This is a genomic window from Pseudomonas paracarnis, assembly GCF_904063055.1.
Classification (GTDB): Bacteria; Pseudomonadota; Gammaproteobacteria; order Pseudomonadales; family Pseudomonadaceae; genus Aquipseudomonas; species Aquipseudomonas paracarnis.
On record NZ_CAJFCN010000006.1, the window covers coordinates 277,427 to 294,935 of the forward strand.

Annotated in this window: 11 protein-coding genes and 1 other RNA gene; 1 reads left to right on the forward strand and 11 read right to left on the reverse strand. The window is 60.9% G+C overall.

Annotation, left to right across the window (positions count from 1 at the left end; translation table 11 throughout):
- Window positions 1–4: 4 nt before the first annotated feature.
- Together dnaX and JMV15_RS15435 are read right to left on the reverse strand one after the other, a co-directional pair.
- Window positions 5–2,086: a DNA polymerase III subunit gamma/tau gene (gene dnaX / locus JMV15_RS15430; RefSeq protein WP_014719454.1), complete on the reverse strand. Its 2,082-nt coding sequence runs from the start codon at window positions 2,084–2,086 to the stop codon at window positions 5–7.
- A gap of 77 nt (window positions 2,087–2,163) precedes the next feature.
- Window positions 2,164–3,105, reverse strand: coding sequence for a DMT family transporter (locus JMV15_RS15435; protein ID WP_038451114.1), 942 nt, complete (start codon window positions 3,103–3,105; stop codon window positions 2,164–2,166).
- A gap of 98 nt (window positions 3,106–3,203) precedes the next feature.
- Here JMV15_RS15435 and JMV15_RS15440 point away from each other — a divergent pair, with 98 nt between their 5' ends.
- Window positions 3,204–4,067, forward strand: a complete 864-nt coding sequence (locus JMV15_RS15440; protein WP_014719456.1) for a LysR family transcriptional regulator — start codon at window positions 3,204–3,206, stop codon at window positions 4,065–4,067.
- A gap of 18 nt (window positions 4,068–4,085) precedes the next feature.
- Here the strand turns inward: JMV15_RS15440 and JMV15_RS15445 are convergent, their stop codons facing one another.
- The 9 genes from JMV15_RS15445 to JMV15_RS15485 all read right to left on the reverse strand — a co-directional run bounded on the left by JMV15_RS15445 (window position 4,086) and on the right by JMV15_RS15485 (window position 17,245).
- Window positions 4,086–4,676 carry a hypothetical protein gene (locus JMV15_RS15445; protein WP_014719457.1) on the reverse strand — a complete coding sequence of 197 codons (591 nt, stop codon included), beginning with the start codon at window positions 4,674–4,676 and terminating at the stop codon, window positions 4,086–4,088.
- A 1-nt stretch (window position 4,677) separates the two neighbouring features.
- Window positions 4,678–5,724, reverse strand: a complete 1,047-nt coding sequence (locus JMV15_RS15450) for an N-acetylmuramidase family protein (protein WP_014719458.1) — start codon at window positions 5,722–5,724, stop codon at window positions 4,678–4,680.
- 158 nt (window positions 5,725–5,882) lie between these two features.
- Window positions 5,883–7,844, reverse strand: a complete 1,962-nt coding sequence (locus tag JMV15_RS15455; RefSeq protein WP_038451116.1) for a hypothetical protein — start codon at window positions 7,842–7,844, stop codon at window positions 5,883–5,885.
- A gap of 150 nt (window positions 7,845–7,994) precedes the next feature.
- Window positions 7,995–8,091: signal recognition particle sRNA small type (ffs, locus tag JMV15_RS15460), an RNA gene on the reverse strand.
- A 98-nt stretch (window positions 8,092–8,189) separates the two neighbouring features.
- Window positions 8,190–9,356 carry a zinc-binding metallopeptidase family protein gene (locus JMV15_RS15465; protein WP_014719460.1) on the reverse strand — a complete coding sequence of 389 codons (1,167 nt, stop codon included), beginning with the start codon at window positions 9,354–9,356 and terminating at the stop codon, window positions 8,190–8,192.
- A 161-nt stretch (window positions 9,357–9,517) separates the two neighbouring features.
- The gene (gene ligA, locus JMV15_RS15470) at window positions 9,518–11,884 is read right to left on the reverse strand and encodes an NAD-dependent DNA ligase LigA (RefSeq protein WP_020302651.1); all 2,367 of its coding nucleotides are present in this window, start codon (window positions 11,882–11,884) and stop codon (window positions 9,518–9,520) included.
- 87 nt (window positions 11,885–11,971) lie between these two features.
- Entirely contained in the window at window positions 11,972–12,835 is an 864-nt protein-coding gene (gene zipA, locus JMV15_RS15475) for a cell division protein ZipA (protein WP_038451118.1), read from the reverse strand.
- Window positions 12,836–13,094: 259 nt separating this feature from the next.
- The gene (smc, locus tag JMV15_RS15480; protein ID WP_038451120.1) at window positions 13,095–16,583 is read right to left on the reverse strand and encodes a chromosome segregation protein SMC; all 3,489 of its coding nucleotides are present in this window, start codon (window positions 16,581–16,583) and stop codon (window positions 13,095–13,097) included.
- Window positions 16,584–16,585: 2 nt separating this feature from the next.
- On the reverse strand, window positions 16,586–17,245 hold the full coding sequence (locus JMV15_RS15485; RefSeq protein ID WP_014719464.1) for a GntR family transcriptional regulator: 660 nt from the start codon (window positions 17,243–17,245) through the stop codon (window positions 16,586–16,588).
- Window positions 17,246–17,509 lie beyond the last annotated feature (264 nt).

Consider the following 17,509-nt stretch of genomic DNA (forward strand, 5'->3'; position numbering starts at 1 on the left):
GGTGTCATGACGCTTGGGGCACCGGGGCTTCGACAGGTTCAATAGTATCGTGGCGGACGACCGCACCGAACTGTTGCATCATTTGTTGGATAAGCGGATCTGCGTGGATCGAATCCTCAGCCTCGCGCTGGCGGTTAAGGCGCCGACGGGTCGCGGCCTGGGCCGGCGTTTCCTGCTCGGGCTTGATCAGCTCGATGGCAATGGTCAGCGTGCGCCCATGGTACTGGTTGAGCGCATCGTTGAGCCGGCGCTGCTGGGTGGCGTTGAACAAGGCGCTATGGGCCGGGTCCAGGTGCAGCAGCCAGTGGTCGCCTTCGATGGAAATCAGGGTGCAGTTGGCGGCGATACTGCCGGTCATGCCGGAGATCGGCAATTTCGGAAACAATTCCAGCCACTGGAGGGCCAGACCGGTAGCCGGGGCCGCGGCAGGTTCTGCCTCGGGCTCGGGCGCCGGTTCCGCGGTGTGCTCGCTGGCCAGTTCGTCCAGGTAGCTGTAGGCCGAATCCATGTCCGGCTCGATGTAGTCTTCGTCCAGCGGCGGTTCGTCATCCAGGTCAATGCCCGGCGTGGCCGCGTCGACCTGGGCGACCGTCGGTTCAGGAACGGGCGCCGATACCCACTCAGGGGCATCCGGCACCACGCTGTCCGGAGTCGGCGTAGGCATCGGCGTCAGCTCGGGTTGCTCGCCGGTGGTTTCCAGCACGGGCTCCACGGCGGGCTGTTGCTCGGGCTCTACTTGCGCTTCGACCGGGTCATTCCAGGGCAAGTCGACCACGGGTTCGGGCTCGGGCTCAATGACCGGCTCGGGCTCGACCACCGGTGCGACGGCAACCGGCGCAGGTTCAGGCTCAGGTGCCGGCGCAACCGGCTCAGGCACAGCAACCGCAGGCGCTGCAACTACTGGCGCGACAACGGCCGCCCCAGCCACGGGTTTGGCGGAATCAACTGTGGCCTGGCTGATCCCCACTGGCTTTAGCGGCTGTCTCGGTGCGTCTGCCGAATCTGCCGGCCGGAACGCCAGCATGCGCAGCAGCACCATTTCAAAGCCACCCCGCGGGTCGGGTGCCAGGGGCAAGTCGCGGCGACCGATCAGGCCCATCTGGTAGTAGAACTGCACGTCTTCGGCCGGCAAGGCCTGGGCCAGGGCCAATACGCGATCACGGTCGCCATGACCGTTGTCCACGCCTTCCGGCAGGGCCTGGGCGATGGCGACGCGGTGCAATACGTTGAGGATTTCCGAAAGCACGCCATTCCAATCCGGGCCTTGCTCCGACAGGTGGCGCACCGCTTCGAGCAACGCCTTGGCGTCACCCTCGATCAGCGCGTGCAGCACGTCGAACACCTGGCCGTGGTCCAGGGTACCGAGCATGGCGCGCACGTCGGCGGCCATGACCTTGCCTTCACCAAACGCGATGGCCTGGTCGGTGAGGCTCATGGCATCGCGCATCGAACCATCGGCGGCACGGCCCAGCAACCACAGCGCGTCGTCTTCGAACGGTACGTTCTCGACGCCCAGCACGTGGGTCAAATGCTCGACCACACGCTCGGGGGTCATGTTTTTCAGGGAGAACTGCAGGCACCGCGACAAAATCGTTGCCGGAAGTTTCTGCGGGTCGGTGGTGGCCAGGATGAATTTGACGTAGGGCGGCGGCTCTTCCAGGGTTTTCAACAAGGCGTTGAAGGAGTGGCTGGACAGCATGTGCACTTCGTCGATCAGGTAGACCTTGAAGCGGCCACGGCTCGGCGCGTACTGCACGTTGTCCAGCAGTTCGCGGGTGTCTTCGACCTTGGTACGACTCGCGGCGTCGATCTCGATCAGGTCGACGAAACGCCCTTCGTCGATCTCACGGCACACCGAACAGGTGCCACAAGGCGTCGAGGTAATACCGGTTTCACAATTCAGGCATTTGGCGATGATGCGCGCAATCGTGGTCTTGCCCACCCCGCGCGTACCGGTGAACAGGTAGGCGTGGTGCAGCCGTTGGCTGTCCAAGGCATTGATCAGAGCCTTGAGCACATGGGTCTGGCCGACCATTTCGCGGAACGAGCGCGGGCGCCATTTACGTGCAAGAACCTGATAACTCATCGAAAACCGTCGCAACTGGGAAGCAGAAGCCGGTAATGCTAGCGGAGCAAGGGGGAAATTGCATCCGGCACGCTCGTCTAATCTGACGAAGCTTGTTCGATTGGCCTCCCAGAGGGCACCTGAGGACGTTTTGCTGGCACCTTGGAGCGCCAACGCCCTTCCAGACTGATAGCGGCGACGCTGGCCAGCACGACCACTGCGCCCAGCATCACCTGCAGGGTGACGTGTTCGCCAAGCAGCGTGGCGGCCATCAGCATGGCAACCGGTGGAATCAGGTACATCGCCACCGACGCACGACTGACCTCGACGTGCTTCAACACGTAACCCCAGGCCAGATAGGCCAAGGCACTGGGAAAAATACCCAGCACCAGCACGGCGAGATTCTCCCCCATCGGTGCCTGCACGATGGCGGCGGGCAGTCCCGGCAGGTTCACGCACAGCATCAGCGTGCCGGACCACACCATGTAGCACGCCATCGTCAACGGGCTGTAGCGATGGGCGTAATGTCGCTGGATGGCGAAGTACACACTCCATGAGCAGGCCGCCAACAAGATCAGCAAACCCCGTGGGTTGAGATCGCCCATGCCCTGGTCGCCCCAGATCACCACCAGTACGCCAGCCAACCCCAACAGTACGCAACCCCAGCGCCAGGCGCTGACCTGCTCTTTCAGGCAGAAAAACGCGATCAACACACTGAACAACGGCGCCGACTGTGCCAACACACTCGACGCTGCCGCCGTCACCCATTGCTGCCCATGATTGAGACTGGTGTGGTGCAGGAACACCCCGAAAAAGCCCAGCACGAACAACCACGGCAGGTCGCGCAATGGTGGCCGTCCAATTCCCACCCCCCAGGCCACGCAGCCCATGAATACCGACGCGATCAAAAACCGCAGCAGCGCCAATTGGCCGGGGCTATAACTGTGCAACCCCATGTGTACGCCGATGGGCGAATACGCCCAGCAGAGGATGACGCTGGCAATGACTAGCGTAAGCTTCAGAGGTGACGGAGTATTCATCGACAGCATCCACGCAAAAGGAATGCTGCCAGTCTTGGCCCAGGCCAGGCATAGGACAATTAAGCGTTTCTGACTTCTGAAATCATTGGAACTGAGCAATGGAACTGGCCCAACTGAAAATGGTGCGAGCCGTGGCGCAAACCGGCAGCGTGGCCCAGGCAGCACTGCAATTGCACTGTGTGCCGTCCAACATCACCACGCGCATCAAGCAGCTGGAAAGCGAGTTGGGCACGCCGCTGTTTATCCGTGCTGGCCGAGGGCTGGCGATCAGCGCTGCGGGAGAAATCTTCCTGGATTACTGCGAACGTATCCTGGCCTTGGTGGATGAATCCAAACGCGCGGTGGATGCCAGCGCCATTCCCCGTGGCACCTTGCGCATCGGTGCGGTGGAATCCAGTGCCAGCGGGCGCTTGCCGCCGCTGCTGGCGGAATACCACCGGCGTTATCCCAATGTCAGCCTGGAACTGGTCACCGGTGCCTGGGCGCAACTGCTGGACGACCTGCAGCACCACCGCCTGGACGTGGCGCTGGTGGCCGCCGGCGGCAAACGCACGAAGCTGGAACAGAGCGTGGTCTACAGCGAACGCCTGGTGCTGATCGCCAGCGCGTGCAGCGCGCCTATCAATAGCGCCGAAGACTTGGCCGGCCGTACATTGCTGGTATGGCCGCCGGGCTGCCCTTATCGCGCCGCCCTGGAAAACTGGCTCAAGCCCCATAACGTCAAGCCAGCGATTGCCAGCTATGCAAGCTGGGGCACGATCATCGGTTGCGTCAGCGCGGGGATTGGCGTGGCGTTGGCACCCGAGGGGATCCTGGCGCGCTATGAACAGGCCAATCAGTTGGCGTCTTATCGCTTTGAAGCGCTGACGCCCGTGGACAACCTGTTGTTCTGGCATACGGACACCCAGCGGCACCTGGCGCGAGATGCGTTCGCCGGGCTACTGCGCGAGACCTTTGGCTGACTTGCTCGCTCCTACAATTTAGGGCTTCGGGGCAGCCAACCGTGCGTACTGGCCCTGGCTGATCCAGCCCGTGAAGGAGCGGTCGTCAGCGTTGATGAATTCCACCTGCGCCCAACCGTCCTTGAACGCCAGTACGCCCACCACGTCATGCTTGACGATGTAGGGCCGCTTTGCCGCTTTGGCGCCCGGCGTTTTAAGCAGGTAAGCCTTGTCGGCAGACACCGTCACCAAGCCGATCCATTGTTTGCTGGCGGTCTGGCTCAGCTCCAGGCCCGTGGCGATTTCCGGCATCAGCACATTGATGCAGCCAGGGTGTTGGCGGCCCTGCGCCACGGTCAGGGTCACCCCGTCGGGCGCCGCGGCTACACTGCCTGGGTAGGCAGCGTCCCGCCAGGTGGTGAGCGCTTCGGGCTTGCCTTGCAGGTAGAACGTGCAACCACGGGCCACACCCTCGCCCATCGATTCCTGATAGAACCCCTCGACCTGATGCCCAGGCGTCACCGCCAGCATCAGCCCTTCATATTTACCTGAATGCAACGCCGCCGAGCCGGCCAACGCGGGCGCCACGGCGCACCACGACAACACTCCCATCGCCAGATAACGAATCATCTTATTTCTTCCCTTCAAAGGCTTCGTAGGCTTGTTTCATCAGGACGTCATAGTTGCCGTAATCGTCGCCATTATAGTTTCGGGCCATGGCGGTAAAATCCTTGTTTTTCATCGCGCTCAACAACGCCGAGTTGTGGCTGCAAAGGCTGAGATAGGCCTTGAGTTGATTACCGGCATTGACCTTCAATGACGCCACGAACTCAAACACCGTCTTGAACCCGCACGCCGCGAAATTGAACCCCATGATTTGAAACATGCCCCAGGAGGCCGACATCAAGGCCGCTTCCTGGTCCAGCGCAAAGGCAGTGGCCATGGTCTCCCAGGCCTTGACCTGATCCTTGTTGTTCGTCTGCCATTGCGGGCCGGCTTTTTTCTTGTAGACATACGACAGCAGCGGCTGCGACTGGTCGTAGATGTGCTTGGTGTACTTGCGAAAGTGGTGCCCTTCAAAGGCGATGATCGGCAACTTGGCAGGCCCGAACCCCACCTTCCCGCCCGACTCCACCGTGGCGAACGCCTTGACCACATTCACCGAAATACCGTTGCCCAATTGCTTGGCGGCGTTCTGGAAATCCGTATCGCTCAAGGTCGTCCCGCCATCGCAGGTGGACTGCATCATCAACTGCCGGTTACGCCGCTCGGCCTCGATCACCGCACGCACGCGGTCCAGGTACACATTGACCGTGGCCTGTACCGCATCGATGTTGTTATTGCCGAAAATGTTTAGAAACGTCGGAATGCGCGTGTTAGGAAAAGCCCGCACCGGCACCTTCAACGCCTCTTCGATCAGACTGTTGAACGTTCGCCCGGTGGGGTCGATCACGCCATCGGGATGGGCGTACTTGAGATGGCGAAACTGATACTGGCTGATGCACTGCACCAACTGGCCGTCGCACTTGCCGTTTTCCAGCAAGGCAAACCCCATCTTGGGAATGATCAAATTGAATAGATACTGGATGCACTGAACATCGGCGGGCAAGTTGCGGGCTTTGCCGGGCGTCCCTACCGAAGCACTGATAAGACGAGGCAACCCTTGCAGGCTTTTCATGACAGACATCCTTGTGAGTGAAAGAAGCGATAGCACTTCAATATCAAATCCATGCCCTTGTCATACTCTGAAACAAGTGGCCGGCGCAAGCTAACAAGGCGGTCTGCGGGTTGTCCAGAGGGCTTTATGAAAGTTGTGAAACAGCCGGATTAAATCCGTCAGTAACCGAGGGATTCACGGGTCTTTTGATACTTGTGGTAGTCGAGCCACTCGACCACATCGTAGGGCAGGTACAACTGCACCCTGGCCCGTGAAATCGCGATATACACCGCACAGAGTCTTTGATCGAACGCGTAGGCGTCCTGGAACTTCACGTTGGTCAACAGTTCCGGCGTAAGCAATACCCGGTCGAACTCCATGCCGCCCGCATCCTGCGCCAGCATCAACAGGACGCGCTCGTCCGGATGGCCGATCAACCTGTTCAAACGCGTGACATCCGCCACGTTAAAGCCTTTTTCCAGTTCGGCCTCGACCCACAGAAACGCCTCATCGAACTGGCAGGCTTCGCGCACCTGCTGCCAATCGGCCATGTCACTGAAAAACGCATGGGGGCCGAGGTCATTGAACTCATTGCTATAGAAATCGGGTTTGAACAACGCGATGACCGTGTCCATGAAATGCTTGAGCGACTGCTGGGCCTCTTTGCTCGCCAGGCCGAACGCACAACGGGCGTGGCTCAGTTGGATCGCCCACTGCATGGTGTCCCAATGGGAAGCGGTCAACACCACGCAACCTTGCGGGGGTACAAAACCCTGCGGATAAAACTCAATGCCGACATCGGCATCGCGTGCGCCCTCGAAAAGCGATTTGCTTTTTTCCGAGTGCAAGCTGATCAACGGGTTGACCAGGCGCTCGACATTGCGCCCGGAACGCACGGAGTAGCACACGTCGGTATGGCGAACCTCACGGGCGCGTTTGACCACGCCGCCACTGGCCTGCTGATACTCATCCCCCAAAGTGATCAGCACCTGGCGGCCGCGCTCGATGATTTGCAGCAACGGCGCGGGGATGTCCTGGCTCTCATCGATGAGCACGTGGGTATAGCGCTCGGGGACGACGCAGCCTGCAAGGCTGGCGCGCTTGATCATCAACAAGGCTTCAAACCCGGTATGCCGGCCCCAGGCCGGGTTCGCCTCAAGGTAGCCCCACAACCGGCTGGCATATTCGAGCAGCACCCTGGCATCGACGCCGGCGAGCGGTTGCTTGAAATGCGGCAAATGCTGGGCCGACAAGCTGTACTCCCAAGAGCGGCAGTAGGCTTCAAGCACCTTGAGGCACACCTCCACTACCGCTTGCCCTTCCAGGCGACGAAAACCAAAGATATTCAGTTCTTGGGCGAGCGCCTGCTTGGTCGGCACCCTCACCGGCGCATTCAGCGGCTTTGGCCTGGGGCCATGCAATAGAGCATGGGCGAAGTCCTGAAAGGTATGCCCGGCCTTACGCTCCCGCGCTCCCACCATGCGAGCACGCAGGGTTTCGAGTTTTGCCGGGGTGCGTGCCAGCAGCAAAGTCTTTTCCGGGCGCAGGTGCTCCAGCAAGGCCACCAGCAGGTGACTCTTGCCAATGCCTGCGTAGCCTTGCACATGCAGGTCTTCGTTCAGGTTGGCACGGAAGGTTCTGAGCAGCTTGTCCTGCTCGGCGCTCAACCAGCGCTCGCGATGCCTGGGCGTGATCACCTGCTGGCTGAACGGATCATTGGCCTTGAGATGGCGGACTTTATACTCGACGTCCCATTTGCCACTGGGTAACAGGTAGTCCTGCGCCTGGACTTCCTCCTCCAGCAGAAAGCGCAGCTTCAGGCTTTTGACCACATTGAGGCCGAAGTACAGCTTCCTCTGATCGAACAGCCGCTGCGCTTCAGAGAGCAGGGACACACTGGCCGAATGGCGGGCATCGACTGCCCAGTCAATCAGCTTGGCCAACACTTTTTCAGCACCGTTGGCGCTAAGGTCGCTTTCCGGCACCTGCGCCAGGTTCTGGATCACCAACACCGCCGCCAATTGGGGCTCACTCAGGGCTACAAGCGCATCGAAACCCTCACTGCCCAACAACCCCGCACAGGTGTGCTCGGTGATCGGCAAGAAAACAGGGCTGGATAAATTGAAATGTTCCGAGTGCATAGAGCCTCGTAGCCAGGGGAAGAGACGCTTGGGAGTATGCCACTAGACGGGAAATGACCGTCATGCACTGTGCAGGAAGCATCACAGATGACGGGCTGAAAATAACTTGAGATTTAGAAGGGACTGCAGAAGGGAGCGTTATGGAGGCAACCCCACCAGCCACACCCCGGCACACAATGTTCCCGCTGTGGCTGCTGCCTTCCGGCTCTGACCAGGTTCACGGGTAATCGTTGCGGGGGGACCGATGGGGTCACCATAACGACGCTGCCTCTCGGCAAGCCGCGCCATTGTACCCATCTCATCGGAAGTTACAACCGTTGGTTCCGGATTAAAAAATGAGAAGGCTCAAGCACTTGCCATAACCCCATCAGCCCTGCCGCCTTCTTCCTGGATGACCAGGTGAATAAAGTGCAGCTTGGCAATCACCGCGGGTGGCAGCACGAAGGGGTAGAAATCCGGCTGGCCCATGGCGCGGGACAGTTCGTTGAGCATGCCGGCCAGTTCGATCCAGGCATTGACGAAGGATAGAAATGCCGGACCGCCAGGGTGTTGGGGGTCGTAGAGCGTGGTCAGGGGGAATGGCTGGTAATCCAGGTCCATCTCGCGGGCGCTCATGCCAAAGCCCAGGGCTGTGTCCACGGCGTCCATCATGTGCAGGTAGTGGGCCCAGGTTTCAGCCCAATCTTCCCAGGGGTGCATGGTGGCGTAGGCGCTCACGCAGGTGAGCTGCCAGTCGGGGCGCGGGCCGTTCTGGTAGTGCTGGTCGAGGGCCTCGGCATAACTGGCGCGTTCGTCGCCGAACAGGTTGCGAAAATGAGGGAGCCAGTGGCTGTTGGCGATCAGGCGGTCCCAGTAGTAATGACCGACTTCATGGCGAAAATGGCCGAGCAAGGTGCGGTACGGCTCGCGCATCTGTACGCGGACTTTTTCGCGGTGGGCGTCATCGGCTTCCTTGATGTCCAGGGTGATCAGCCCATTGGCGTGGCCGGTGGTGGGCGCGTTGCCTTCCAGGTCGATACCGATAAAGTCGAAGGCCAGGCCAGTCTCTTCGTCAACGCTCTTGGGCACCACTTGCAGACCCAGGCTGATCAGTTGCGCGACCAAGCGGCGCTTGGCGGTTTCGACCTTGCGCCAGCGTTCGGGGTTTTCCGCAATTGATAGGTCAGGAATGGTGCGGTTCAGGCTACAGGCCACGCACAACGGCGCGGTGCTGTGGGCAGGAATCAGCCAGTTGCACGCAGCCGGTGAGTCGAGGTTGGCGCAGCGCCGAAAAGCGCCAGCATCAAGATTGTCGTCGGCCAGCCAAGTACCGACCACCGGCCCAGGTTGCAGGGACGACAGGCGGCTTTGCTGCGGCTGGTAACCCAACGCCGCCTGGCAGGCCAGGCATTGGCTGTTGCGAAAGAACAGCGACTGGCCACACCGGCATCGCCACACCTTGCTGTTGCGCGAGGTTTCGGCCATGAACGGAGCGGCGATGCGCGTGCTGAGTTGCTCGAAGTAGCGGAACATGGCGATCTCTCCCTGGGGTGACAGAGACTAGATCATTTCTCGGGAGAGAACGTTCCCACGCTCCGCGTGGGAATGCCGCCTTGGACGCTCTGCGTCTGCGCGAAGGCCGTGACGCGGAGCGTCACAGGATGCGTTCCCACGCGGAGCGTGGGGACGATCAATCAGACGGTGATGTTGTGCTTGGCCAGGAAGGCGACGAAGGCCTCTTCGTCCAGTACTTTCAGGCCCAGCTCATTGGCCTTGGCCAATTTCGAGCCGGCGCCCGGTCCCGCCACCACGCAGTGGGTTTTCGCCGAAACGGAACCGGCCACCTTGGCCCCCAGGCTTTCGAGCTTGTCCTTGGCCACATCGCGGCTCATCAACTCCAGGGAGCCGGTGAGTACCCAGGTGTGCCCGGCTTCGGGCAAGCCTTCAACGACCTTTTTCTCGCTCTGCCAGTGCATGCCGAAGTCCTTGAGCTGCTGCTCGATGGCCAGGGCATGGTTGGCGTTGTCGGCATTGTCGAAAAACTCCCGTACAGCCTTGGCTTGCTTCTCGGGCAGCGCCTGGCGCATATCGAGCCAGTCAGCCTTGATGATGCCCTCCAGCGAACCGAACTTGTCCGCGAGCTTCTGCGCCGCGCCCGGTCCCACCGAAGGCACGTGCAGCTTGTCGAGCAAACCGCCCAAGGTGGTGCTGGCGGCGAATTCCGCGCTGAGTTCGCCCTGCTCCTGCAATTGCAGGCCGCATTCGTCTGGCGACAACAGCGCGCCAATCACCTGCTGGTTGTGCCCGTCTTCAAAGAAGCTATGGATCTCATGGGCCACTTCCAGCCCAACATCCGGCAAGTACGTCAGCACCTCTGGCAACGCCTTTTGAACACGCTCCAGGGACGCCAGCGAGCGCGCCAGCACCTTGGCCGTCTCCTCGCCCACATCGGGAATGCCCAAGGCGTAGATAAAGCGTGCCAGGGTCGGGGTCTTGCTGTTTTCGATGGCGCTGATCAGCTTCTTGCTGGAGGTATCGGCAAAGCCTTCCAGGTCGATGATCTGTTCGTATTTGAGCTTGTAGAGATCGGCCGGCGAGCCGATGAGCTGTTCATCCACCAGTTGCTCGATGGTCTTGTCGCCCAGGCCGTCGATGTCCATGGCCCGGCGCGAGACGAAATGAATGATGGCCTGCTTGAGTTGCGCACCGCAGGCCAGACGCCCGACGCAACGGTACACCGCGCCTTCGCTGACGGTTTCCTTGCCCTTACTGCGCTTGACCAACTGCGTGCGCTCCACATGGGAACCGCACACCGGGCAATTTTGCGGGATCTGCACAGCGCGGGCGTTTTCCGGGCGGCGTTCGGTGACCACCGAGACCACCTGCGGAATCACATCACCGGCGCGGCGGATGATCACGGTGTCACCGATCATCAGCCCCAAGCGTGCCACTTCGTCCATGTTGTGCAGGGTGGCATTGGACACGGTCACACCGGCCACCTTGACCGGCTTGAGGCGCGCCACCGGCGTGACCGCACCGGTGCGGCCGACCTGGAATTCCACGTCGAGCAGCTCGGTGAGTTCTTCCATGGCCGGGAATTTGTGCGCGATCGCCCAGCGCGGCTCGCGGGCACGGAAGCCCAGTTCACGCTGGTAGGCAATGCTGTTGACCTTGAACACCACGCCGTCGATTTCATAGCCCAGCGCATTGCGGCGCTCGCCGATGTCGCGGTAGTAGTCCAGGCATTCCTGGATGCCCTTGGCCAGCTTCAACTCGTGGCTGATCGGCATGCCCCACTTCTGCAACTGCTTGAGGTTGCCGATATGGGTGTCGCTGATATCCGCGGTCACCTGGCCGATGCCATAGCAGCAGAACTCCAGCGGGCGACTGGCGGTGATCTTCGAATCCAGTTGGCGCAGGCTGCCCGCCGCAGCGTTGCGCGGGTTGGCGAAGGTCTTGCCACCCACTTCCAGTTGCGAGGCGTTCAACCGCTCGAAACCGGCCTTGGACATGAACACTTCACCGCGCACTTCCAGGGTGGCTGGCCAGCCCGTGCCGTGCAGTTTCAGGGGGATATTGCGCACGGTGCGCACGTTGACGCTGATGTCCTCGCCCGTGGTGCCGTCGCCCCGGGTGGCACCGCGCACCAGCTCGCCATCCTGGTACAACAGGCTGACCGCCAGGCCATCCAGCTTCGGCTCGCAGCTGTATTCCACCGCCGCGCCAGCGCCAAACAGATCGCCCACCGGCAGGTCAAGGCCCTCGGTGACCCGGCGATCAAACTCCAGCATGGTGGTTTCATCGAAGGCGTTGCCCAGGCTGAGCATCGGGATCTCGTGCTTGACCTGGGTGAACGCCGACAATGCCGCACTGCCGACCCGCTGCGTCGGCGAATCACGCGTCACCAGCTCCGGGTGCTCGGCCTCCAGGGCCTTGAGCTCGTGGAACAGGCGGTCGTATTCGGCGTCCGGGATGCTCGGCTCGTCGAGGACGTGGTAGCGGTAGTTATGCTGATCCAGTTCAGCGCGCAGTTCGAGGATGCGGGTATGGGCGGCGGTCATGGGTGTTCTCTCATAAAGCAAAAGAGCAGCCGAAGCTGCTCAATATGTTAGTGCACGGATTCTACAGACAACGCTTAAGATCGTTCCTCAGCGTTTCTGTGTCAGGGCGCGACGCTCGAACTCGACGATGCGCTGACGGTAGTGTTCGATGGTCTGGGCGGTGAGCACGCTGCGTTGGTCGTCCTTGAGCTCGCCGTTGAGTTCCTGGGACAGCTTGCGGGCGGCGGCCACCATCACGTCGAACGCTTGTTTGGGGTGACGCGGGCCTGGCAGACCAAGGAAGAAACTCACCGCCGGGGTGCTGAACAGGTCGATATCGTCCAGATCGAACGTGCCCGGCTTGACCGCGTTGGCCATGGAGAACAGCACTTCGCCGTTACCGGCCATGCTTTCGTGACGATGGAAGATATCCATCTCGCCAAAACGCAGGCCGCTTTCGAGGATGTTCTGCAAGAGTGCCGGGCCTTTGAAACCGCCGGCGTCGCGGCAGATCACGCTGATGACCAGCACTTCTTCGGCAGCCGGCTGATCGTTCACCGATTGGCGCGCCGCGCTTTTGGTCGCGGTCTCGTCCGGGAAATCATCATCACGGCTGCTGAAGCTCGGGCCGTCGTCAACGTCGAGGTTCAGGTCGCCCTGGTGTGGCTCGGCAACCGCCGCGCCACCACGCTTGCCGCGCTTGGAGGACGGTTCGCGGGCTTCACGCAGCGGGGCGCTCATCGACGGCAGGTCGTGCTCGTCCAGTTGCGGCTCTTTATGGGTATCCAGCACACGGGGCGGCCCAAGCAGCTCGGCGGCGCCGTCGTCGTCAGGCAAGTTGGACAGGTTTCGGTCCAGACGGAACTTGAGCTTGCCCTTGCCACCGCGCATACGGCGCCAGCCATCGAAAAGAATACCGGCAATGACAATGATGCCGATGACGATCAGCCACTCGCGCAGACCGATTTCCATGTAATCCCGTGCCTCTAATAAAAAATGCTGAAAAATAAGGGGTTTAGCACCGTGCAAACCGCTTTAAAACGTGGCGCCAACTCTATGTTCTGACTGACGTTTTGCCCACGCACACGAAAAATTGACATTAAACTAGCACGACCAAAGATAACTTTACACCGTCTGTCAAAATGCCTTGAACAAATATGTCCATTTGCCACTTTCCCCAGACCGGTAAATCGCGCTACAGCGTGCTGTAAATTCTCTCTCCCGGCGTGGTTCAGGATTCCACCATCGCCATCGCCTCTTCCACATCCACCGCGACCAATCGCGAACAGCCCGGCTCATGCATCGTCACCCCCATCAACTGGTCGGCCATTTCCATGGCGATCTTGTTGTGGGTGATATAGATGAACTGCACCGTCTGGGACATCTCTTTGACCAACCGAGCGTAGCGTCCAACGTTAGCGTCATCCAGCGGCGCGTCAACCTCGTCGAGCATGCAGAACGGCGCCGGGTTCAACTTGAAGATGGCAAATACCAGGGCCAATGCGGTCAGGGCTTTCTCGCCGCCGGACAACAAATGGATGGTGCTGTTCTTCTTGCCCGGAGGCCGCGCCATGATCGTCACCCCTGTATCGAGTAGATCTTCGCCCGTCAGTTCCAAGTAGGCGCTGCCACCACCGAAAACTTTTGGGAATAACGCCTGTAAACCGCCATTAATCTGATCAAAGGTATCTTTGAAGCGGTTGCGGGTTTCCTTGTCGATCTTGCGGATCACGTTTTCCAGGGTGTCCAGGGCTTCAACCAGATCAGCGTCCTGGGCATCCAGATAACGTTTACGCTCGGACTGCTGCTGGTACTCATCGATAGCGGCGAGGTTGATCGCGCCCAGGCGTTGAATACGTACGGCAATTCGCTCAAGTTCTTCTTCGGCGTGTTTCTCGTTGGCCTGGGCGGTCAGGGTGTTGAGCACGCCGTGCAGGTCATAGCCATCTTCCAGCAATTGGTCTTGCAAGGTCTTGCGGCGCACGCTGAGGGCTTGCCATTCCATACGCTGTTGTTCGAGCTGGCCGCGGATCAACTGCGATTGCTGCTCGGCCATGGTGCGACGCTTTTCGGCGTCGCGCAGTTCACGGTCGGCGTCTTCCAGGGCGATCTGGGCGGTCTTGAGTTCGACATCGACGGTCATGCGCTTGTCGAGCAATTCCTCAAGCTTGAGGCGCAGCTCTTCCAGCGGCGCCTCGCCCTCCTCCAGGTTGAGGCTCAGTTGCTCGCGCTTTTCGGTCAGGCGTTCGGACTGCATCTCCAGGCGCTCAAGGGCCTGGCGCGTGGAATCATGCTGGGCGCGCAACGAGCCCAAGCGTACGGCCAACTGATGGGCGTGGTCCTTGTGCTGCCGGGCTTCCTGGCGCACGCGGTCAAGGCGCTCACGCAGGCTGTCGCGCTGGGCCAGCAGCAACTCGCGCTGTTCGGTGTCCAAGGCCATGCTGTCGAGGGCTTCCTGCAAGTGCAGGCGCGCTTCACCGATCTGTTCGTGTTCCAGGGCGCGCTGTTCGCCCATCTCGGCCACTTCTTCGTCAAGACGGGTGCGGCGCAGGGTCAATTGCTCCACCTTGGCCCTGCTCGCAGACAACTGGGCTTTCAATTCGCCTTGCTGGCGCGCTTCGTCCTGCAACAGCCGACGCAGGTGTTCGCGGCCGGTTTCCTGCTGACGCTGGGTAGCACGCAGGGTTTGCAGTTCGGTTTCCAGGCTTTCCAGTGTGGCTTCGCGTTCTTCACGCTCAGCGCTCAGGTTGACGATTTCCTGGCCACGGGCCAATACGCCACTTTCCGCCTCACTGGCGCGGCGCACGCGCAGGAAGTGGCGGCCGACCCAATAACCATCGCGGCTGATCAAGCTTTCGCCGGCCGCCAATTGGCCGCGTTGGGCCAAGGCTTGCTCCAGAGACTCCACCGGCCTGACCTGGCCCAGCCAAGGCGACAGATCCATCGCCGCCTCGACCTTGTCCAGCAAACTACCCGGCACCCGCGCACCCTCGGGCGCCGGGCTGAGCAGGCGCAAATCGCCCTGGGCAAACCCGGCCAGGTCGAAGCCGCCAAAATCATCCACCAGCACAGCTTGCAGATCGGCGCCCAGCACGGTTTCCACCGCCAATTCCCAGCCGGCTTCGACTTTCAAGCCTTCGGCCAGGCGTGGGCGTTCGGCCAAATGCTGGTCGCGCAGCCATTCGGCGGTGCCGGTACCGGGGTCGAGCGCGGCTTGCTGCAAGGCCTCCAGCGAAGCCAACCGACCATTGAGCCGCTGCAAGTCGCCCTGGGCTTGCTGCTGCGCCTGGGTCGCGGTGTGCAATTGCTGACGCAGTTGCTCCAGGCGCTCCACTTGCTGCTCTTCGCTGGCCTCCAGCTCTTCCAGGGTCATTTCGCTTTCGGCCAGTTGTTCGCTCAGCGCCATGATCGCCGCGTCTTCCGGGTCGGCGGCGAGCAGTACGCGCTCTTCCTGCAGCCGGCGCTGGCGCTCGGCCAGGCGTTCCATGCTGGTTTCCAGCTGCTGGATGCGCGACTGCTGCACCTCGGCCTGGCGGCGTGGCTCGGCGGATCGCAGGTTGAAGGCGTCCCACTGCTCCTGCCAGCCGTGCATGGTGGCTTCGGATTCTTCCAGGGCGGCGGCGGCCTCTTCGGCGGCGGCGCTGGTGATTTCCTGCTCGGGGGTGAGCATGTCCAGCTCTTCGCCCAAGGTCAGCAGCAAGGTACGGTCATGGCCCAGGTGCGATTCGGTTTCCAGGCGTGCGCGTTCGGCTTCCTTCAAGTCATCCTGCAACTGGCGCAAACGCTGCTGGCCGTGCTGGATACTCTGCTCGACCCGGGCAATGTCACCGCCCACCGAATAGAAGCGGCCTTGCACCAGATTGAAGCGTTCGGACAACTCATGGTGACCGTCACGCAGGCGCTCAATGATGGCGTCGGCATTGCGCTGCTCGGCCACCAGCGCTTCAAAGCTGACTTCCTGGGTGCCAATAATCGCTTCGCGCTGGCCCACCTGGTCATTCAAGGCCTGCCAGCGCAGGGCCGACAGTTGCGCCTTGAGCTGGCGCTCTTCGCCCTTGTATTCCTGATACTTCTCGGCGGCCTGCGCCTGGCGGTGCAGGCGTTCGAGCTGGCGCTCCAGCTCTTCGCGCAGGTCGGTCAGGCGGGCGAGGTTTTCGTGGGTGCGACGGATACGGTTTTCAGTCTCGCGACGGCGCTCCTTGTACTTGGAGATGCCGGCCGCTTCTTCGATAAAGTTACGCAGGTCTTCGGGCTTGGCTTCGATCAGCTTGGAGATCATGCCCTGCTCGATGATCGAATAGCTGCGCGGGCCCAGGCCGGTGCCGAGGAAAATATCGGTGATATCGCGACGGCGACACTTGGTGCCGTTGAGGAAGTAGCTGTTCTGGCTGTCGCGGGTGACTTTACGACGGATGGAAATTTCCGCGTAGGCGGCGTATTCGCCGATCAGGGTGCCGTCGGAGTTATCGAATACCAGTTCGATACTGGCCTGGCTCACCGGCTTGCGGCTGGTGGAGCCGTTGAAAATGACGTCGGTCATCGACTCGCCGCGCAGGTTTTTCGCCGAGCTCTCGCCCATCACCCATCGCACGGCGTCGATGATGTTCGACTTGCCGCAGCCATTGGGCCCCACCACCGCCGCCATGTTGCTGGGGAAGTTGACGGTGGTGGGGTCGACGAAGGATTTGAACCCCGCCAACTTGATGCACTTGAGCCGCACGCTTAGGCGTCCGCCAAGGCTGCGATGACCAGCGAACTGCTGCGCTGGCAATAGGCTGTGAGCACCAGGCGAATCTGCACCAGGTCACGGGCCAGTACTGCGGCGAGCAATTGCTCGAACAGCGCCAGGAACTCGCTCATGGACGCCTTGCGCTGATCCAGGGCCAGGTAATAAGCGCGGTTCATCGCCGGCTGCAGGTTTTCGACGGTTTCCTGCAAATAAGGGTTGTTGGCGAAGGGGTACGCGGCGCGCATCACGCTGAAGCTTTCTTCGACGAAAGCGCGGATGTCCTCACGCTCCAGGCTCAATTGAAGGCGTTGCTGGATCTGCAGAAACGGCGCCATGTCGGCCTGGGTCTGCCAGCCTTCGGCAACCGCATTGCCGAGCAGGATGTACATCTCGCCCATCAACGTACACAGGCTCTGCACCTTGTGCGCGGTAAGTTCGGTGACGTGAGCGCCACGGCGCGGCAGGATCGCAATCAAATGGCGGCGCTCAAGGATCAGCAAAGCTTCGCGCACGGAACCACGGCTGACGTTGAGCGCCAGCGTGACCTTCTGTTCCTGGATCCGCTCCCCAGGCTTGAGATCGCCGCGAATGATACGTTCGGCGAGGTGGTGAGCAATTTGCTCGGCGAGACTGTCCGGCGCCTTGAACGTCATGTTTTCCCTTCAAAATCTTCTATCAGTACAAGCGCGGCAGTGTAGCGCATTGGCCCGCTGATGGCGCTACGCCCACCGTGGCGAATTTGGCATGAAATAAGCAACGTTGAAGCCTGTAAGCCGCCAAAAACGCCGGTTCCAGAAGACTGGACCATAATTGAAAGTGTTGCGACCGCATTTTCTTGACCCTTAGGTCAGAAAACCATTGACCGAAAAGTCAGACATGACTAGATTCGGCGCAAAGCGGTTAACAACAATAATGAG